Annotated in this window: 14 protein-coding genes; all 14 read right to left on the reverse strand. The window is 38.8% G+C overall.

The genetic code is table 11. The annotated features are described in order from the left end of the window. Window positions 1-4 precede the first annotated feature (4 nt). The gene (rlmKL, locus tag ACVCDT_RS06095) at window positions 5-2,104 is read right to left on the reverse strand and encodes a bifunctional 23S rRNA (guanine(2069)-N(7))-methyltransferase RlmK/23S rRNA (guanine(2445)-N(2))-methyltransferase RlmL (RefSeq protein ID WP_447131876.1); all 2,100 of its coding nucleotides are present in this window, start codon (window positions 2,102-2,104) and stop codon (window positions 5-7) included. Between the two features lie 111 nt (window positions 2,105-2,215). After that, the gene (locus tag ACVCDT_RS06100; protein ID WP_447131877.1) at window positions 2,216-2,740 is read right to left on the reverse strand and encodes a cell division protein ZapC domain-containing protein; all 525 of its coding nucleotides are present in this window, start codon (window positions 2,738-2,740) and stop codon (window positions 2,216-2,218) included. Window positions 2,741-2,856: 116 nt separating this feature from the next. Beyond that, window positions 2,857-3,864: a quinone-dependent dihydroorotate dehydrogenase gene (gene pyrD / locus ACVCDT_RS06105; RefSeq protein ID WP_447131878.1), complete on the reverse strand. Its 1,008-nt coding sequence runs from the start codon at window positions 3,862-3,864 to the stop codon at window positions 2,857-2,859. A 78-nt stretch (window positions 3,865-3,942) separates the two neighbouring features. After that, entirely contained in the window at window positions 3,943-8,781 is a 4,839-nt protein-coding gene (locus ACVCDT_RS06110) for an NAD-glutamate dehydrogenase (protein WP_447131879.1), read from the reverse strand. Between the two features lie 285 nt (window positions 8,782-9,066). Next, window positions 9,067-9,288: a DUF2835 family protein gene (locus ACVCDT_RS06115; RefSeq protein ID WP_447131880.1), complete on the reverse strand. Its 222-nt coding sequence runs from the start codon at window positions 9,286-9,288 to the stop codon at window positions 9,067-9,069. Next, complete coding sequence (gene pepN / locus ACVCDT_RS06120; RefSeq protein WP_447131881.1) at window positions 9,288-11,897, reverse strand: aminopeptidase N; 2,610 nt, start codon at window positions 11,895-11,897, stop codon at window positions 9,288-9,290. Before pepN ends, ACVCDT_RS06115 begins: the two co-directional genes overlap by 1 nt. An 81-nt stretch (window positions 11,898-11,978) precedes the next feature. Next, complete coding sequence (gene nhaC, locus ACVCDT_RS06125) at window positions 11,979-13,442, reverse strand: Na+/H+ antiporter NhaC (protein WP_447131882.1); 1,464 nt, start codon at window positions 13,440-13,442, stop codon at window positions 11,979-11,981. A 45-nt stretch (window positions 13,443-13,487) separates the two neighbouring features. Beyond that, complete coding sequence (locus ACVCDT_RS06130; protein ID WP_447131883.1) at window positions 13,488-14,825, reverse strand: sodium-dependent transporter; 1,338 nt, start codon at window positions 14,823-14,825, stop codon at window positions 13,488-13,490. Window positions 14,826-14,900: 75 nt separating this feature from the next. Beyond that, on the reverse strand, window positions 14,901-16,940 hold the full coding sequence (gene prc / locus ACVCDT_RS06135) for a carboxy terminal-processing peptidase (protein ID WP_447131884.1): 2,040 nt from the start codon (window positions 16,938-16,940) through the stop codon (window positions 14,901-14,903). A 4-nt stretch (window positions 16,941-16,944) separates the two neighbouring features. Beyond that, window positions 16,945-17,586 (reverse strand): RNA chaperone ProQ, encoded by a 642-nt coding sequence (proQ, locus tag ACVCDT_RS06140; RefSeq protein WP_447131885.1) that lies wholly within the window; start codon window positions 17,584-17,586, stop codon window positions 16,945-16,947. A 20-nt stretch (window positions 17,587-17,606) separates the two neighbouring features. After that, entirely contained in the window at window positions 17,607-17,894 is a 288-nt protein-coding gene (locus ACVCDT_RS06145) for a hypothetical protein (protein ID WP_447131886.1), read from the reverse strand. 1 nt (window position 17,895) lies between these two features. Further along, window positions 17,896-18,381, reverse strand: coding sequence for a free L-methionine (R)-S-oxide reductase MsrC (gene msrC, locus ACVCDT_RS06150; RefSeq protein ID WP_447131887.1), 486 nt, complete (start codon window positions 18,379-18,381; stop codon window positions 17,896-17,898). An 18-nt stretch (window positions 18,382-18,399) separates the two neighbouring features. Further along, window positions 18,400-19,098, reverse strand: coding sequence for an SIMPL domain-containing protein (locus ACVCDT_RS06155; protein WP_447131888.1), 699 nt, complete (start codon window positions 19,096-19,098; stop codon window positions 18,400-18,402). Between the two features lie 86 nt (window positions 19,099-19,184). Beyond that, entirely contained in the window at window positions 19,185-20,360 is a 1,176-nt protein-coding gene (gene prpF / locus ACVCDT_RS06160) for a 2-methylaconitate cis-trans isomerase PrpF (RefSeq protein WP_447131889.1), read from the reverse strand. Window positions 20,361-20,368: the final 8 nt, after the last annotated feature.

Consider the following 20,368-nt stretch of genomic DNA (forward strand, 5'->3'; position numbering starts at 1 on the left):
GTTCCTAGGCTTTAATAAATGACCAACAATGATGTATTTTGGGATTGCGTTTAAAATCTTCAGGCAAACTTTGTTGAGATAAATTGTCAATGGTTAAGCCTAAGTTTTGTATGCCAGTTTGGTCTAACTTAAATTGGCGAAGATTATTTGAAAATATAATTTCGCCCTTAGGTTTTAAACAACGTAATGCATCTTGGATCAATTCAAGGTGGTCGCGTTGCACATCCCAAGTGGCGTCCATTCGTTTAGAATTTGAAAACGACGGAGGATCAATAAAAATAAAATCGTACAAACTATTGTGTTGTTTTAACCATTTTAAACAATCAGCTTGAACAAACTCATAGGCCCCTTTTAAACCATTTAACTTAAAGTTCTCTTTGGCCCAATCTAGGTAAGTGTTTGACATATCAACAGTGGTTATAGATTTTGCCCCTCCCAAAGCTGCATGTACAGACACACTTCCTGTATAGGCAAACAAGTTTAATACATCTTTGTTTTTGCTTTTTTGTTGCACAAGTTGACGAGTATTTCTGTGATCTAAAAATAACCCTGTATCTAGATAATCGTATAAATTAACTAAAAACTTGGCGCCATTTTCGTATACTTCTAGGGTTTCTTTACGCTGAGAAACCTTTTCGTATTGGCGTTTACCTTTTTGCTGTTCACGTACTTTTAACACTATTTGGTTTGGTGCTACACCTGTTACCTGTGGTAAAGAGTGCATTATGTCTTGAATACGTTTTTTGGCTTTATGTTCTGGGATATCTTTAGGCGGCGCATACTCTTGCACCACTAAATAATCGGCATATCTGTCTACCGCTACCTTATATTCAGGTAAGTCGGCATCATAAATGCGATAACAATTGGTATTTTGTTGCTTTAGCCACTTTTGAGTTTTAACTAAGTTCTTTTTTAATCTATTAGCAAAGTCGTTGTTAACTGGCTTAGACTCTCGAATTTCACAATTCTTTTCATCTAAAACAAAATTAACCAATACGCACTCTAATTTACCATTCATGAGTTTGTATTCTTTTTTAGCGGTTAATTTTAACTCTCTTAATAGATTACGATCTGATGTTAATAGCGAAACATGCCAAGCTTTAAAGGCCTGCTTTAATTGGCGTCCCCATTTTTGAAAAACCGGTATAAGCGCAGTTGTTTCACTCAATCTTTCACCATAAGGCGGGTTACTCACTAAATAACCTGCAGGCAAATCGCTAAGTGTTAGGTTAGTGGCATCTTGCTGGCTAAATTCTATCCATTGACTGACACCAGCAGCTCTAGCGTTTTCTTGAGCTGTGGCTATTAAACTTTTATCAATATCGCTGGCTAAAATTTTAGTACTAACCTCTTGTTGTTGATTCTTGGCGTTTTCTAGACAATTGTCCCACACCTCAGTTTGGTGTTGTTTCCAAGCGGTAAAACCCCAACTCGTGCGAGCTATACCTGGGGCAATATTCGCTGCTAGCATGGCGGCTTCAATTGCAACAGTGCCGGCACCACACATTGGGTCAACTAAGGGTAAATCAGCATGCTGAGTCCAACCGCTTCTATGTAACATAGCGCAAGCTAGATGTTCTTTAACTGGCGCAGGACCGGTTTTCATTCGGTAGTGTCTTTGATGTAAGCTTTTTCCAGAAAGGTCTAGATAAACCCCCAAAATACTGCGCCACATTCTGGCTTGAATACGAATGTCTGGGTTTAGCTTACTCACTGATGGACGTTCATCAAAAAATGTCGAGAATTGATCCACTATGGCATCTTTTACTTTTAATGCGCCAAATTGAGTATTGTTAATGCTTTGATTGGTTCCAGTAAAATCAACTGCAAAGGTATCATGCACAGCAAAATGTGATGGCCAATTCGCTTGGTCGGCCACTTTATACACATCATCTGCTTGGTTAATTTCACCTTCAGCAAGTTTAACTAACACACGGTTTGCTAACCTAGACCATAAACAAACTTGGTAGGCATCGGCTAATTCACCACTAAATAATACTTGGCCAGGTTTTGATTTTAACGATACATCAGGGCAAATTTTGGCAATTTCGTCTAATAGCAGCCCGTCTAAGCCCTTAGACGTAGTAATTAAAAATTCAAACATTGTGTCACTCTAAAAAGATTGGGGTAAAACGGCGGCGATTATACGGTAATTCAAGGTTAAGCGCATGTTTTAAAGCCAGAAATTCTAGCCTTTAGTTAAAGAATGCTGAACTTAGGCAGTCAATAATGCGTTCACTTGAGATACTAATGGTTCTAAACGGTCTTTTGCGACTTTTATTAACTCAAATTGCTTAAGCTGTTTAGACGGAGAAATCTGTAACTGAGGCGAAATTAACATACAGGTTGTCAGGTTTTGTTCATCAGTTAACACTAGCACTACTGCACTGCCAAATTGACTATTTAACTTAGCTAATTTGTGATGCGAGCCGTAATCACTCACAGGTTTAAATAACCAACTTTTTGGTGCAATAGGTTTGTGAAACATAAAAGCAGCAGTAGCATTAATTAAAATATGGGTTAACTGAGCTTCAGAAAACTGTCCACTGCTTGCTAAGAGGCTTTCACCAAAGGTTAAATAACATTCGGTATCTGACAAACTAAACAACTGTTTGTTTTGCGGTAGATCAACAATATGTTTGTGTCCATAAGCAGTAGTACATTGCCATTGGCTACCCAAAGACAGCATTAGCTGTCCTTGTTCAGTGAACCAATACCAATCTGTCATGGGTTGCAACATAAGTAGACAAAATCTTAAATAAAATCGATGCCTAAAAAGCTAACATATGTTGCTAATTAATGGGTGATTTTTTTCCATATTATTTCGTCTAAAACTTGGCGATCAATGCAGGATCATTATATGGATTCTACGATCTCTTTGATCACTTTTGGCCCTTGGTAGATCAATGAAGAATACAGCTGGATCAGACTAGATCCTGCCTCGATCCGGGCTTTCGCTGTAGAAGCGGAGTGAATACCCCCTACCCCTATAACAGGCATTCTGCCTGCGATCACTTCACACAACTTAGCACTAACCGCCTGGCTTTTAGCCTGAATTACCGCGCCGCTTAAACCGCCAGCTTGTTTTGCATTTTCTTGGCCTTTTACACATTCTCTGTCTAAAGTTGTGTTGGTGGCTATGACTCCATCGATCTGGTTTTCGATCAAAGAATTTGCCATGTCGACAATCTCGATCTCGGTTAAATCAGGTGCGATCTTCACTAAGATCGGAACATATTTATTATGGATTTTTTGCAGTTTTTGTTGCTCTTGTTTTAGCCCTTTTAACAAGATATCTAAGGCTTCACCATGTTGTAAATTTCGTAAACCTGGAGTGTTTGGAGAAGAAATATTGACAGTAATATAACTGGCATGGGCATAGACTTTTTGTAAACAAATCACATAATCTTTTAAAGCATCTTCTTCTGGAGTGTCTTTGTTTTTACCAATATTGATGCCTAACACACCTTGGTATTTTGCCCTTTTAACATTCTCTACAAGATTGTCTACCCCCTTATTATTAAAACCCATACGATTAATTATCGCCTGGCTTTGTGGGAGTCTAAACATTCTGGGTTTATCATTACCCATTTGTGCTTTGGGCGTGACAGTACCAATTTCGATAAATCCAAAACCCATAGCAGCAAAGGCATCAATACATTCACCGTTTTTGTCTAGCCCAGCAGCCAAACCCACGGGATTTTTAAAGGTTAAGCCAAATACTTCAACGGGTTTATCTTCAATCTGTTGTTTATATAAAGTATTTAGAGGGTTGTGTTGTGTGCGCTTTAACCAGTTAAGGGTAAAATCGTGGCTCCACTCTGCATCTTGAGTGAATAAAAATTTTTGCATTAATGCATACATAGTGACTTTCTCTTTATCTATAAAAAAGCCCCGGTACGAACAAACGTAAACCAGGGCCTTAAGTGTTAACAGCAGGTTTTAATTATTAGCATTAATGCTAAGTAACATTAGCTCCCTTAAGGCAACTGAGAACTTAGCAAACTCATGTGTGCTACTTGTTCTAAATTCAGACATCATATGATACCAGCGATCTAATAATACTTGATTATTATCCATCCAGTCTTTCAATATTGACTCTGCATCATTATTGTCTGGTGCTGAGGCCAACAATACAGATGTGATTGAACGTTGTTGCCAATCTAACTCTTCGCGGTAAGAAGCGCGCGCTAGAGCTTGCCAATGATTGCTAACTGTTTGTTTATCAATTTGAGCTAAGAACCAATGTAACTCAAGTTTAGAACCCAGTTTAAAGTATAAATTCGACACCAGCTTGATGTCTCTTTTTTCTGTTTCTGCTACTTGCGCAAGATCCATACAAGGGAACATATTGCTTAACGAGGCAACACGATAAGCAATATCGTCTGGTACACCCGCTTCAGTTAATTCTAAACGTGCAGCAGCTAATTGCTCATATTCAGATTTTACTAAATAGTCCTGAATGTTATTAAACAGGTCATTAAAAGTAGAACGATAGCTTTCAATAGACTCTTGAATGCCTAAAGCTTTATTGCCGTGTCTTAAATACCAACGTGAAGCACGGCGCATAGTACGGCGTAAACTATCTAGCATTTTAAGTTGCACATGGGAGGCCACTTGGTTATCTAAATGTTCAACGTCGTCCCATAATTGTTGCATATTGAAAATGCCGCGTACAACCGCATAGGCAGTGGCAATTTCATCTACTCCGGCGCCGGTTTCTTCTTGCATTCTGAACACATAGTTCATGCCCATATCGTTAATAATATTATTGGTCAACTTAGTTGCAATAATTTCACTACGTAGTGGGTGCATTTGCATTTGTTCAGCGTAATTGTCTTGTAACTTTTTAGGGAAAGCTTCAACCAATAATTTGCCATGATAAGGGTTATCGGTAATGGCTGGTATATTGAATTTCTCTTTCATTACCATTTTTCCATAAGCAATCAACACTGAAAGTTCAGGTCGAGTTAAACCTTTGGATTTTGATAAACGGTCAGAAAGTTCATCGTCAGATGGAATAAATTCTAGCTCTCTATTTAAATAGCCTTCTCTTTCTAGGCCATGTATAAAGCGCAATTGTTCACGTAATTGCCCTACACCACCCAATTCTGAAATCGAGATAGACTCAGTTTGACTGTAACAATCTTGGATCACTAAATCGCCAACTTCATCAGTCATTTCATACAATAAGTTGTTGCGCTGCTTAATGGTTAAGTCACCCGCATTCACTAGCGTATTTAACAAAATCTTGATGTTAACTTCGTTATCTGAGCAATCTACGCCACCCACATTATCGATAAAGTCAGTGTTAACTCGGCCACCATTTACCGCAAACTCAACTCTACCCAACTGTGTAGCACCTAAGTTGCCGCCTTCACCAATAATTTTAGCGCGAACTTCGCTACCATTTACTCGAACATCATCATTTGCTCTGTCCCCTACTGATGCATGGGTTTCTTTAGAGCTTTTAACATAAGTACCAATACCGCCATTCCAAATTAGATCAACTGGCATTTTAAGCACATTATGAATTAATTCATTTGGGGTCATGGTTTGCTGCTTAGTACCCAACCATTTTTTCATTTCAGCAGTAAGCTTAATTGACTTAGCTGCACGACTGAAAATGCCGCCACCTTTTGAAATTAATTTGCGGTCGTAATCATCCCAACTTAGTCTGGGGTTTTCGAACAAACGCTGACGCTCTTGATAACTGGTTTTAGGATCTGGGCTTGGGTCAAAGAAAATATGTAAATGGTTAAAGGCACAGACTAATTTGGTGTGTTTAGATAACAGCATACCATTACCAAATACATCACCGGCCATGTCACCTACTGCAACACAGGTAAAATCTGTAGTTTGGCAATCTTTGCCCATTTCTCTAAAGTGACGTTTAACTGACTCCCACGCACCTTTAGCGGTTATGCCCATCTTTTTATGGTCGTAACCTATACTGCCGCCCGATGCAAAGGCATCGCCTAACCAAAAGTTAAATTCTTCTGATATGCCATTGGCAATATCAGAGAATGTAGCTGTGCCTTTGTCGGCAGCAACCACTAAATAAGCATCGTCATCATCTAAACGAACCACTTCTTTTGGATGAACAACCTTGCCATCTACTATGTTATCTGTGATGTCTAATAAGCTACGGATGAAAATTTTGTAGCACTCTTGCCCTTCTTTTTGAATGGCTTCTCGGCCTTGATCCATTGGCAAGTTTTTACACACAAAGCCGCCTTTTGCACCAACAGGTACAATAACGGTATTTTTAACTTGCTGAGCTTTAACCAAGCCAAGAATTTCAGTTCTGAAATCTTCTTGACGGTCAGACCAACGTAAACCTCCACGAGCGACCTTGCCACCACGTAAATGCACACCTTCAATGCGCGGTGAATAGACAAAAATTTCAAATTTAGGTCTTGGTAGTGGCATTTCTGGTACTAACTCAGGCAACATTTTGTAAGACACATAAGGTTTTTCGTTGCCTAATTCGTCTTTTTGGAAGAAGTTGGTACGCAAAGTAGCAAGTATCAAATCTAAATAACGACGAATAATTCGATCGTCATCTAGGTTAGATACGTTTTCTAGTTGCTCTTTTACTGTGGTTAAAAGGTTTTCTTCGTTTTTAGCACTGCGCTTAACACTTGGGTCAAACTTTTGTACAAAAAGCTTAACTAATAAAGTCGCTATTTCAGGGTAATTAGCCAAAGTATTGGCGATATAATCACGACTGAATGAGCTACCAATTTGGCGCATATATTTTGCATAAGAACGTAAAATGGTGACATTACGTCCGGTCAGACCTGCACCTAACACTAAACGGTTAAAGGGGTCATCTTCTAAAGCGTTATACCAAACTTGTGAAAAGGCGGTTTGGAAAAGATTCTGAGCTTGCTCCATATCCAGCTCACTGCTGGCATTATGTAGCATAGAAAAGTCCATGATCCAGTTAACATCACCTTGACTGGTATGCACCTTAAATGGGCTTTCATCAATAACTCTTAAACCAAAGTTTTCTAACATAGGTAAAACGGCTGATAAATGGATAGGCTCGTTTTTATGGAAGAGTTTTAGTTTAACCGCTTTACTTTCTGGTCCTTCTTCTTGCGGACGATAAAACAGCATATCTAAAGTATGTTCGCTGTTAAGCAACTCTAACTTTTCAATATCTACCAAGGCCGCGCTAGGCAGGTTAGTTTCTTTATAACTACTTGAAAAAGCATTGGCATACTTTTGCTCAAGTTTTTTGCCTTTTGCTTCACCGTGGCTAGAACGAATAGTGGCGGTAAGACGATCATCCCAACTTTTGCTGAGCTCTATGATGTTTTTCTCGATTTCCTTCACATTATATTCCGCATTGTTGTTTTTTACTCTGGCAATGTAATGCGTACGAGCATACACAGACTCAGAAAAATAAGTGGTAAATTCAACTTCTTGTTCACTGCCAAACGACAGTTTTAATAACTCTTGGGTATTTTTACGAAGTTGGGTGTTGTAACGCTCTCTTGGCACAAACACTAAGCAAGAAATAAAGCGCCCAAACACATCTTTGCGTACAAATAATTTAGAGATACCGCGCTCTTGCATTTGGAAAATACCTAATACAATTTGCGCTAACTCTTGCACACTGGCTTGCAGTAGTTCATCACGAGGAAAGGTTTCAATAATATTTAAAAAGGCTTTATGACCATGCGAGCCTGGATCAAAACCTGATAACTTAGAAATTGCATTAATTTTATCTTCTAAAACAGGTAATTGAGTGGCACTGCTGTTATAAAAAGACGCTGAATACAAACCAATAAAGCGGTCTTCACCTATTACTTTACCTGCTGCATCAAAACGCTTAATACCTACATAGTCTAAATATGCTGGGCGATGCACACGAGAACGCGAATTGGTTTTGGTAAGCATTAATGGATTGCTGCTTAAAGCTTCGGCACGAGCAGAAGGAGGAATATTAGACAAAACCCGCTGACGATCAGTTTTTGAGTTTTTCATCAAACCTAAACTTGAATCATTATCTGCCAACCAACGGTAGTCACCTTTGATGCCTGATGCGGTATACGAGCGATACCCCATTAAAGTGAAGTTATGATCGTTTAACCACATTAAAAACTTTTCAGTTTGTTTTCTTTCTTGTTCAGACACTGAATATTTATTGGCTTTATAATCGGCAATAATTTGCTTTAATTTTTCGCGCATAGGTTGCCAATCTTGCACCGCTAGCGATACATCATTAACCACAGACATTAATTCTTCAGTTAATTTATCTAATGCAAGTTTCGAAGTTTGTCTGTCTACTTCGATTAAGAACACGGTTTGTTTTATGACATCTTTGTTTTTGTCTTGGGCATCAGTAAAGCTAACAAATTTATTTTGTTTATCTCTGCGTAGGCTTATAGGTGAATGCAATAAAAGGTGCGCGGTGATGCCCATTTTATTCAAGGCCATTCGTACCGAGTCCACTAAAAACGGCATATCATTCACAATAATTTGCACTATTGTATGAGTGGACTGCCAACCATGTTTGCTTATGGCAGGATTAAATGCCCGAATAAGCGGCGCTTTATTATCGTAATCAACAAACTCGTTCCATAAGCTTAAGGTTGCGCCATAAAGGTCGTCGTCACTTCTATTATCTAAGTCGTCACGGGCGATGTTTTTAAAAAGAATTTTGGAAAAGTTGGTAATTTGATCGACCTGGTCTGCGTCTACTTTTTTCTTTATTAGCTTGTAGACATTTTCTAATAAGACCGAATGTTGATTATCTGCAACCGTCATATGCTTATCCACTTATATTTAAACCTGTTAGTAGTAAGAGAATTTTTATTGTTGGCAATAGCTAATAACATTTTTATCTATTGCCCAACAAGATTAGACAAAATACTGAGATATATACAGTTTTTTGTAATCTAACAGAAAATTATAAGCCTATAAACGATTAATATTTACCTAAATTTAACAAATTTCATAGCTATGCAGAATGTTCACATAAAATTGGCTTATTTATTGAAAACACTGGGCTGAGAAGTAGATAGTTATGCAAAAAAAAAATTTAGTTTTGGCCTAAGCCACGCGTTCAAAACTTTGTATTTTATGATGGTCGTCAATGATTAAACGAAAACGCCCTTTTATTCCTAATGGACTAACAAAGGGCCTTAGGTTTTTGGCTGGCAATTGCACTCTTTTACCGTTTTCAGCTGTAACCACAACGGTATTCACATTAGGGTAATACAGCCTCTCACAATAGTCGTATTCAAGTGAGAGACTAAAATAAAAGGTCTGCATTAGCTTACTTGTGGCAAACTCTTAGTAATTTTTTCATATAAATCACGGCTTAATCCAGGGGTATTGCCTATGCGTAATAATTGATGTTGCATTAATTGCTGACGGGTATTATCGACCTTTTGCCACTGAATTAAAGGGGTAATGATCCTCGCCGCCACTTGCGGGTTAACTGCATCTAATTTTATTAAATAATCAGCCACATATTTATAACCGCTGCCATCAATGTTGTGAAAGCCAGTTACATTATAAAAACTAAAAGTTCCCACTAATGCTCTAACACGGTTTGGATTATTAATAGTGTATTGATCGTGGCCCATTAACATAGTTAACCTAGCGAGAATATCTGAACGATTAGTATTAGCATGTAAGGCAAACCATTTATCTAGTACTAACGGATCGTTTTTCCAACTTTGTTCAAACTGCAACATTAATTGTTCAAACAAGTCTAGGTTACCCTGTTGAGCAGCGCTTAGTACCCCTAAACAATCAGTCATATTATCAACTTCAGTAAACTGTTGTTGTAATAATTGATTAACTCCAGGATGTTGCGCCAGACTAAGATTTTTAAGGGCAAGATTCTTAATTCTACGTTCTTCTACTTGGTCAGTGGTATAACGGTATTCAGGAGATTGATGCGAATCATAAAGGGTTTTCCAATGCCCTTCGAATGTCACGGCCATCGACCTAGCTAAACTTTCTCTAGCTTTATATAAAGCATCAATATCAATACTTTGTTTTTGCTGAAATAAGCTTTCAAAACTAGGGATAGTCAACATTTCAGCTTTAAGTGCTGTACTGATATTGTCTGCTAAAAATAAGGGTTCGAACAGTGCTAAAGATTGTTTAAGGTTAATTTCAGCGGCTTGTTCATCTAAGCCAGCAATGCTATGTATGCATTCGCTGAGTAGTGATTGTGCGGCATCCCAGCGGGCAAATTCATCTGGCGAACCTTGCATAACCTTAGCTAATTCTTGTTTGGCATATTCATATTGAAGTTTTACCGGAGCGCTAAAATTATGTAATAAAGAAGGAATGGGTTTAGCTATTACATTATTAAAAGTTAGGGTTTGAGAGCCTTGAGTTAACTCTAGAGTTTGAACTGTAGATTGCTCATCTAAGGGAATGGGCTGAGCATTTTGATCTAATAAACTAAAGGTGATAGGAATATGTAAATCGGCTTTATGCTTTTGATCATAGGTCGGTTGATGATGCTGAGAAAAGGTAATTTGATAGGTTTGACTGTTACTGTCATAGCTATCTTGAACTGTGATTTCTGGTGTGCCTGATTGACTATACCAAAGCCTAAACTGAGTTAAGTCTTTATTGTTAGCATCTTGCAAGGCCTGTACAAAATCATCACAGGTGACTGCCTGCCCATCAAAGCGCTCAAAATAAAGTTTAATACCAGCCAAAAAGCCTTCTTTACCCAATAAAGTGTATAGCATTCGAATGACTTCAGCCCCTTTATCGTAAACAGTGACAGTATAAAAATTATTCATTTCTATCACTTCGTCGGGGCGAATAGGATGTGACATAGCACTGGCGTCTTCAGCAAATTGATGTTCGCGAATTACCCGCACGTTTTTAATTCGATTAACCACAGGTGATGACATATCTGCGCTAAATTGTTGATCTCTAAAAACCGTTAAGCCTTCTTTTAAACTTAATTGAAACCAATCTCGACAGGTGACGCGGTTACCTGTCCAATTATGAAAATACTCATGGGCTATAACAGATTCAATATTAAAATAATCTTCGTCTGTAGCGGTATTTGCATTGGCCAACACAAACTTACTGTTAAATACATTAAGCCCTTTATTTTCCATGGCCCCCATATTAAAAAAGTCTACTGCGACTATCATATAAATATCTAAGTCGTACTCTAAACCAAATTCAGTTTCGTCCCAACGCATGGCCTTTTTAAGTGAGTCAAGAGCATGTTGTCCACGGTTTATCATGCCTTTATCAACAAATAATTGTAAAGCTATCTCGCGACCCGATTGGGTAATAAAACTATCTTCTAATAGATCAAAATCACCGGCCACTAAGGCAAATAAATAACAGGGCTTATTAAAGGGATCAGACCATTTCACCCAATGTTGATTATTGGGTAAATCACCTTGGTCTATTTTATTGCCATTAGATAACAAATAGGGGTAACGGCTTTTATCAGCAATAATAGTGACATCATATTTTGCCAATACATCTGGTCTATCAAGAAAATAGGTGATCTTTCTAAAACCTTCAGCTTCACATTGGGTACAAAATGCTCCCGCAGAAAGATACAAGCCTTCTAAGCTTGAATTAGCTTTGGGGTTGATAGTGTTTTTTATTTTTAAGCTAAATTGCTCGCTTTCTACATTAAGTTGTAACCCTGAGTCTAAAATTTCATATTGGTTAAATGTTTGTCCATCAACCTGCACTGACTCTAGAGTTAAATTTTCCCCATCTAATATTAACGGCCTAGAATGTTGACCATTTCTTTGGATCTGAGTAGTACATTCAATAAAAGTAAGCTCTTCACCTAGAGTCACCTTAAGCTCCACCTGACTAATAAAATAGTCTGGGGCTTGATAATCTAGACGGCGTTTAATATTAGGTGTAGTCATGGACAAAACCCTTAGATGAAATTTTATAAAACTCGATACCTTCCCCGTTTGAAACTAAACGGGGAAAGTGAATAGATTAGATTATGCCGTTTTAGTGGCAGGTACAGGAATGCGCAAAATTTTAATCCCCACATAAGCATAAATAATAGCTAACACTGGATTAATTAAATTAAAAAATGCATAAATAAAGTAATCAAGAGGATTAACCGCTAGTACTCCATGCATATACACACCACAGGTATTCCAAGGGATAAGTGGTGAAGTTAAGGTACCGCCATCTTCTAAGCTACGAGATAAATTAAGTTGATGTAACCCACGCTTTTCAAACTCGTTTTTGTACATTCTGCCTGGCATCACAATGGCAATATACTGATCAGCTGTGATTAGGTTAGTCCCTATACAAGTTAAAATTGTACGAGTCACCATATCACCAGCTGAGCGCGCGCCCTTCAAAAATGCACTAACGGCACGTTTTAACAGTCCCACTTTTTCTAGTACCGCGCCAAAGGTCATAGCACACATAATCAACCAAATAGTATTCAACATGCTAGACATTCCGCCACGACTTAATAAGTCATTAAGCGTGTCGCTTGGGGTGGCAAAAGATACGCCATCAAATAATGCGGTCCATACTACCATTATAGTGCCCTGCACGACTGAGCTGCCTTCGTTTGCCATGCGAGTGATAACTTCAGGTTGGAATATCACAGCCCATACACAACCTAGCAATGCCCCTATAGAAACAGCTGGAAATGCTGGAACCTTTTTAATGGCTAAGGCTAATAATACAAACAAAGGAATTAACATGTGAAAACCAAGATTAAACTCATCTGAAAGCAAGCTTTGCATTTCTTCAATTCTACTGGTTGCTGCTGGAATGTCTGAGCCAAAGCCAATCAAAGTAAAGAGAATTAAGGTAATAATAATACTAGGCACTGTGGTCCATAACATATATTGAATATGTTCAAACAGGTTTGTGCCAGCTATGGCTGGGGCTAAATTTGTGGTTTCTGATAAGGGAGAAATCTTATCGCCAAAATAAGCACCAGATATAATGGCACCGGCAGTGATAGCTTCAGACATGCCCATTCCAATTGACACCCCCATCAAAGCCACACCCACAGTAGCGGCCGTTGTCCAAGAGCTTCCAATACTCATGGCTACTATGGCACAAATTAAACAGCTAGCAGTGTAAAACATAGAGGGATTGAGTAGGTCTAACCCATAATATATTAAGGTAGGAACGGTGCCCGCTAACATCCAAGTGCCAATAAGTGAGCCTACTGCCAACAAAATCAGAATGGCCCCTAAAGAACGAGAAATTCCCTGAATAATTCCTTCTTCAATTTCTTGCCAGCTATAACCATTTTTAATGCCTATTATTGCGGCAATGCCCATAGCTAATAACAAAGCTATTTGGTTAGGGCCAAATGACGAGCTATCGCCATACAAATAAACGGATGCGCCGAGTAAGCTGATAAGAATAATAATAGGAATAAGCGCATCTGATAATGAGGCTTCTTGTTTTTGTTTTTCTAAGGTCATAAATTTATGCAGTCCTGGTCAACGTCTTTTAAAAATATCAATGAATTAAGCAATGATTGAGCGATAAAACATCACGGCTATAACTACTGGACAGACAAAACGTACATACCAAGGCCAAATTTTCCAAAACACACTGTGCTCGGCTTGTTCATGACCTTGTTTTAATTCAGCAAGAATTTGATCTCTTTTCCAAACCCATCCGGCAAAAATACATAAAACTAGGCCTAATAAAGGTTGGCTATATTTAGTGGTTAAATCTATAACAAAGCCAAATAAGCTGCCCATATTAAAAGCTAAAGTAGAACTAATTAAGAATATCATTAAGGTTAATGCCCAAACCGCACGCTTGCGCTCAACGCCTTTGCTTTCTACAACATAAGCAACGGGCACTTCTAACATACTGATAGAAGAAGTTAAGGCCGCGATTATCATTAGGGCAAAAAATACAAATGCTACATACAGGCCAACAGTACCCATGGTTTCAAACAGGGCTGGCAATACCGCAAATATTAGGTTAGGTCCTTCAATTAATGCTCCACTTTCAGAAAAAATAACCACCCCATTGTGTAAGGCAACATACATAGCAGGAATAATTAACATACCAGCTAAAATCGCCACGCCTATATCAACTAAGGCCACACTGGCACCTAAAGATGGTAAGTTTTCTTTTTTGCTTACGTAAGAGCCGTAAACCAGCATAGTCCCTACCCCTAATGACATAGAGAAAAAAGCTTGGCCCATGGCACTAATTAACAAATCAGGATCCATAATTAGGCTAAAGTTTGGTACTACATAGGCTTTCCAACCTTCAATTGCCCCATCTAATGTAGAAACATAAATAATTAACAAAGCAATGATCACAAATAAGGCTGGCATTAAGCGTACCGACCATTTTTCGATGCCTTTACTCACCCCACCCGTCACTATACTGGCAGTAAGGCATAAAAAGATCCCACAAAATAATATATCTCGCGGTAACGACGAAGTGACTAACCAAGTGGAAAGTTCTTGTTGCCCAAAAAAGTCAGCAATAGTCTGTAGGAAATGCGATAACATCCAGCCTGCAACTAAGGCATAAAAAGACAAAATCAAAGAAACAGTAATAAAACCCCAAACCCCTGTCGCGCTACCAAAACCACTGCCAGATATTTTGCGTAAGGCGTCTACCATATTAGAGCGAGTTGACCGGCCAATGATAAGCTCAGCCATTAAAACTGGATAAGCCAATAAGAAGGCCAAAATGATATAAACCAGTACAAAGGCAGCGCCCCCATTACTGGCAACTTGAGTAGGAAACCCCCAAATGTTACCTAGACCTACTGCTGAACCAGCAGCGGCCAACACAAAACCTAATCGAGAAGAAAACTCGCCACGTGCTGCCATGTTTTACCCTTTTTTTATTTTTATTATGTTAAAAGGCTGCCTAACAGACAGCCTTTTTATATTGATTATTAGTGTTTAATTTGTTTTGTTATTTATGGCGTATTTGCCCATGGCTAATACGTCATAAGTGATATTGGCTGCCTCTTCTAAGAAAGGATCAACCTCTTCTAACTCATCTGGTAAGTCATCAAGATTTTCAACTTTAGGTAAACCTAAACGCGCTAACCTTTCGTTGGCCCGTGCTAGATTACGCTGTTCGTTTTCAGTCTTTTCTTTTAATCGTTCCGACTCAACCAAAGAAATTGTTTTATCGAGTTTTTTAACTTTATATCGCTCTAAATCGTCGTATATATAATTAAATTCTTTTTTAATTCGTTGATTATGTAAGGTGGTTAACCTTTCAATGGAGTCTCGATTTTCGCCAAAAGTAGTATAGTTTGCGCGAGCAATGCTATCCCAAGGTAAGGCGTTTTCTTGCTGACTTTCGCCCCAATCTGCAGGATCAATTACCGAGGGAAATAAGATGTCTGGTATCACCCCTTGATGCTGAGTACTGCCACCGTTAATACGGTAAAACTTAGCGATAGTAAATTGCACACTACCTAAAGGATTTTCATATAAGTCATAAATACGACCTAAAGGACGATGTTGTTGAACTGTGCCTTTACCAAAGGTTTGTTCGCCAAGAATTAACGCACGATTATAATCTTGCATAGCCGCAGCAAATATTTCAGATGCTGATGCACTATAACGGTCCACTAGCACTGTTAGTGGGCCATCATAAAAGACCTTGCCGTCCATATCTTTTTCTAAGCGTATACGCCCTGCACCATCGCGGATTTGTACCACTGGCCCTTTATCTATAAAAAGTCCTGATAACAAGGTAGCTTCGGTCAACGACCCACCGCCATTACCTCTAAGATCAACAATCACACCTTGCACGCCTTGCTCAGTTAAACTAGCAATTTCATTGCGAACATCTTGATGTAAATTGTTATAAAACGAAGGGATAGATATAACCCCTAGTTTCTGATCTTTATTTGGCCCTTCTTTAGGAATATAGACTTCAGATTTGGCCGCTCTGTCTTCTAACTTTATTTTGTCTCGGACTAGCTCAACCACTTGAGGTACAGTAGATTCTGATGAACCTTTTAGCACTTGTAGCTTAACTACACTACCTTTAGGTCCTTTTATGAGTTCAACTACTTCATCTAAGCGCCAACCAATGACATCTACAAACTCGTCATCGTCTTGTGCTACTCCAACTATTTTGTCTTCGGGTTTTATTTTGTCAGACAAATCTGCTGGACCACCAGGCACTATGCTGCGAATAACAGTGTAGTCATCTTCGCTTAACAACACCGCTCCTATCCCTTCAAAAGACAAGTTCATTTCCATTTGGAAACGCTCGGCATTACGCGGGGATAAATAACTAGTGTGGGCTTCGATACTGCGAGCAAAAGAGTTCATCACTGTTTGAAAAACATCTTCACTAGAGGTTTGAGTCAGCCTTTTAATCGCCCTTTCATAACGTTTAGTTAATAACTCTTGGGTTTTTGGCCAATCTTTACCAGCTAATTTTAGATTTAGCGCATCGTATTTAACACGTTGACGCCAAAGTTCGTTTAATTCGCTTTCATTTTTGGCCCAAGGGGCTTCTTCTCTGTCATATACAAATTTATCATTGGCAAGTTCAAAGTTAAATTCAGTATCTAATAGGCTAAGGGCATATTGATACCTTTGCACTCTGCGCTGCATATTAAGTTGATATATTTGATAGGCAATATCTAAATTTCCGCGTTCAATTGCGTCATCAAACTTGTCTTTATAAGCAGAAAATTTTTCAATATCTTCTGCGGTAAAAACATTGCGGTTATAGTCTAAAGATCGAATGTAACGGTCAAATATTTTAAGTGATAATTCATCATTTAAATCAATTGGTTTGTAGTGAGCACGCAAGAATTGGGATGAAATGCGCTTTGCTGCTGCAACGTGTTGAGACTCTTGGGTCAACTCAGGTAAGTCTTTAACGCCTAAACTGCTTTCTATTGCATAGGCACCAGCACTCATCATTACCAGTGCACTGACTACCGAACTACGAATTGATTTAATCATGTGTTTACCTCTTTGAACGGGCCAATCTCAAGTTTTCTAATTGAACTTTGACCACCATACCGGTATCAAGTTGCACTTGAATACCATCTTTACCTACATCTTTAATGGTTGCAGGCATTGGGCTTTTACCAATCTTAACTGTTACTGCTGTGCCTTCTACTATTTGTTGCTCACTTAAACGCTCTGCTGGTGCCTGTTTAACCGCCGGAGCTGGTTTTTTGGCTATTTTAGAGGTTGGCTTGAATTTCGGCAAAGCTTTCTTTTTATAAGATTTTTTATCGTCGTTAGCAGGCTTTTGTTCTTTGCGTTTTTCAGCAACTTTAGCCTTGCTTTCTTCCAATTGTTTTTGCGCATGTTCTACATGCTCATCTTCAATGGTAGCCACTTCATTGCCATCTAAATCAACACGCTTTGCACCTTTTTTAATGGCATGTAAATAACGCCAGCTATTAGTGTAATGACGCAGTGATGAACGTAATAAGGTTTTACTAACACGTTCTTCGCTTTCTAAGCGTTCGGCTAAATCTTGAAAAATACCAATCTTTAGTGGTTTGGCATCGCCCTTGATACTGAAACAAGTTGGAAACTGCTCAACCAAAAAGCTGATGACGTCTTTACTATTTGAAAATTTTTGTGGTGTGTCCATTAAGTCTTCTAGTTAGTTTGTTATCGAGGTTCTTGGCGCTCATCATCCCAAGTTGCTAGAAGTTGGTCAACCCAGTCAGACAAATCATCTTCATCTATATCGAGTAAATGCGCATCTTCTCGCCAATTTTCCCAAATATATTGGATCATATTCTCTAGGGAACTGGAATTTATGTCTTCTTCAGCACGATCGTATAATAAATGTAGCAGCAAATTTAACCTATCGGCGGCCTCTTCTGCTTGCTCATCCCAAAAATCCATGTCGTCTATTGTTGCTAATGCAACATGAATATCCACTAAATGTTTCATTTTACCCACTCGTGCTTGGGTTAGTTAACAGCGTTTTTTCTAAAATTGCTACTATAGTTTCTAAGCCTTGTTGATCATCTTGGTCAAATCGACCCACTACAGGGCTATCAATATCTAATACTGCCACAATTTGGTTGTTATGCCTTACTGGTAATACAATTTCTGAATTTGAGGCCGCGTCGCAGGCAATATGTCCAGAAAATTCATGTACATCTTCTACTAACATAACCTGGTTTTCTGATACCGCTGTACCACATACTCCCTTGCCTATGGGAATTCGAATACAAGCAGGTTGACCATGAAATGGGCCTAAAACCAGTTGTTGTTCTTTGTGAAGATAAAATCCTGCCCAATTTACTTCGGTTAATTGCCAATACAAAATAGCACTGATATTTGCCATATTAGCAATTAAATCTGTTTCCCCCGAGACTATTGCCTCTACCTGTTGAGCTAATTCACTATACTGTTGTTTTTTATTTATGCTCATTTAGGCATACCTATGTAATTAATTGTTGATTAATCCAAATGTCACTTTAACTTTTGCATCTGTACTGATTTCGCCAGCCTGATAACTTTCTGCCATATTGGCTTGTCTGGCCATAGCATACCTAGGCCTAACCTGAGCATTTGACAGCTCTGATATGGCTATGACTTTACCTATTTTCAAGCCTAAAGTAGCAGCCATATCTGTAGCTTGTGCTTTGGCATTTAATAATGCACTTTGCATAGCGAGTTGATAGGCTTTTTGAGGTTGGCTATTTGACGCTTCAAAAGCATAAACTTGTTCAACTCCTAGGGTTAAAACTTTATCTATGGCTTGTTCATAATCGCTTAAACTATTAACAGTAACACTGATAGTACGGGTTAAACTAAAGCCTTTTTGAACTTGTTCTTTGTTAATGTATTCAATCCAAGGATTAAACTGAACCTGTAAAGATTGGATGGCATTGGGCTTAATCCCTATGGCCACTAATGCACTAACTACCTCTGCTGACCTTTGACTAATTTGCTGATTTAATTTGGCAGCTTGTTTACCTTTTTCTTGTAAGGATAAACTAAAACTAAATTGATCAGGGACTGTCATCACTTCCTCTGCCCCAAATACTTCAATAGTGCTTATGGGGGCAGAAGGAACTTTGGCTAGACTCCACTGGCTAAAACAATACAGGCTCGCCAACAACAAAATACTTTTATATATACGCATATCACACCTTAGAGGTTATTCATTTAAGTCATTGATAATACTATGACTTAAATGAATAAAATGTGAATCAATTGGCAATAGACTAATTAATCTAACTCTGGAACAAAAACCGTACCTTGCATTAATCGACGGGCGCTACGACTCATACTGACTTTATTAACTTGCCACTGTCCAGCTTGCATATGAGTAGTGGCTCCAACAGTTAAGGTACCAGAAGGATGGCCAAAATTTACTGAGGTTAAGTTTCCGCCACCTGCAGCCAAATTCACTAAGGTTCCAGGGATGGCCGCAGCTGTACCAATGGCAACTGCTGCTGTGCCCATCATAGCGTGGTGTAATTTACCCATAGATAAAGCTCTAACATTTAGATCAATATCTGCAGTCGCTACAGATTTACCACTAGAGGTCACATAAGACTGGGCAGGCGATACAAAAGCAATTTTAGGGGTATGTTGACGACTTTGGGCCTGTTCAAAGCTTTCAATCAACCCCATTTTAAGCGCGGCATAGGCGCGAATCGTTTCGAACTTGGTTAGGGCTTGAAGATCATTGTTAATGTCATCTTGTAACTCTATGCCCTTATAGCCTAGGTCTTGTGCATTAAGAAATACAGTGGGAATACCAGCATTGATCATGGTTACATCAAAACTGCCAATTCCAGGTACGTCCAGCACATCCACTAGATTATTAGTAGGAAACATAGCTTCATCACCATCCACTGGATCAACAAAGTCTACCTTGACCTCAGCCGCCGCAAAGGTCACTCCATCTAGTTCAAAGTCACCTGTCTCTTGCACTTGCCCATGAGAAATAGGCACATGGGCGATAATGGTCTTTTGAATATTGGCTTGCCAAATTCGTATTTCTGCTATGCCATTATCTGGTATACGCTGTGGATCTACTAGGTTAGACGCTATGGCAAACGCCCCTACTGCGGCAGTTAAATTACCGCAGTTACCACTCCAATCAATAAAAGCTTTATCAATAGCCACCTGACCAAATAGATAATCTACATCATGATTAGCTTGATTACTTTTAGATAAAATCACGGTTTTACTAGTGCTAGAAGTAGCACCGCCCATACCATCTGTATGTTTACCATAAGGATCAGGGCTACCAATTACTCGCAACAATAGGGCATCACGATATGCTCCAGCTTGTTGCGCTTTTTCTGGTAAATCCGTTAGATTAAAAAACACCCCTTTGCTGGTGCCGCCACGCATATATGTGGCAGGGATAGCCATTTGTGGTTTATGACTCATAAAAGCTG

It is taken from the genome of Paraglaciecola aestuariivivens (assembly GCF_052983255.1).

Bases quoted from the DNA above. Each gene is read 5' to 3' on its own strand.
- rlmKL (WP_447131876.1), bottom strand. From the start codon at position 2,104: ATGTTTGAATTTTTAATTACTACGTCTAAGGGCTTAGACGGGCTGCTA.
- ACVCDT_RS06100 (WP_447131877.1), bottom strand. From the start codon at position 2,740: ATGTTGCAACCCATGACAGATTGGTATTGGTTCACTGAACAAGGACAG.
- pyrD (WP_447131878.1), bottom strand. From the start codon at position 3,864: ATGTATGCATTAATGCAAAAATTTTTATTCACTCAAGATGCAGAGTGG.
- ACVCDT_RS06110 (WP_447131879.1), bottom strand. From the start codon at position 8,781: ATGACGGTTGCAGATAATCAACATTCGGTCTTATTAGAAAATGTCTAC.
- ACVCDT_RS06115 (WP_447131880.1), bottom strand. From the start codon at position 9,288: ATGCAGACCTTTTATTTTAGTCTCTCACTTGAATACGACTATTGTGAG.
- pepN (WP_447131881.1), bottom strand. From the start codon at position 11,897: ATGACTACACCTAATATTAAACGCCGTCTAGATTATCAAGCCCCAGAC.
- nhaC (WP_447131882.1), bottom strand. From the start codon at position 13,442: ATGACCTTAGAAAAACAAAAACAAGAAGCCTCATTATCAGATGCGCTT.
- ACVCDT_RS06130 (WP_447131883.1), bottom strand. From the start codon at position 14,825: ATGGCAGCACGTGGCGAGTTTTCTTCTCGATTAGGTTTTGTGTTGGCC.
- prc (WP_447131884.1), bottom strand. From the start codon at position 16,940: ATGATTAAATCAATTCGTAGTTCGGTAGTCAGTGCACTGGTAATGATG.
- proQ (WP_447131885.1), bottom strand. From the start codon at position 17,586: ATGGACACACCACAAAAATTTTCAAATAGTAAAGACGTCATCAGCTTT.
- ACVCDT_RS06145 (WP_447131886.1), bottom strand. From the start codon at position 17,894: ATGAAACATTTAGTGGATATTCATGTTGCATTAGCAACAATAGACGAC.
- msrC (WP_447131887.1), bottom strand. From the start codon at position 18,381: ATGAGCATAAATAAAAAACAACAGTATAGTGAATTAGCTCAACAGGTA.
- ACVCDT_RS06155 (WP_447131888.1), bottom strand. From the start codon at position 19,098: ATGCGTATATATAAAAGTATTTTGTTGTTGGCGAGCCTGTATTGTTTT.
- prpF (WP_447131889.1), bottom strand. From the start codon at position 20,360: ATGAGTCATAAACCACAAATGGCTATCCCTGCCACATATATGCGTGGC.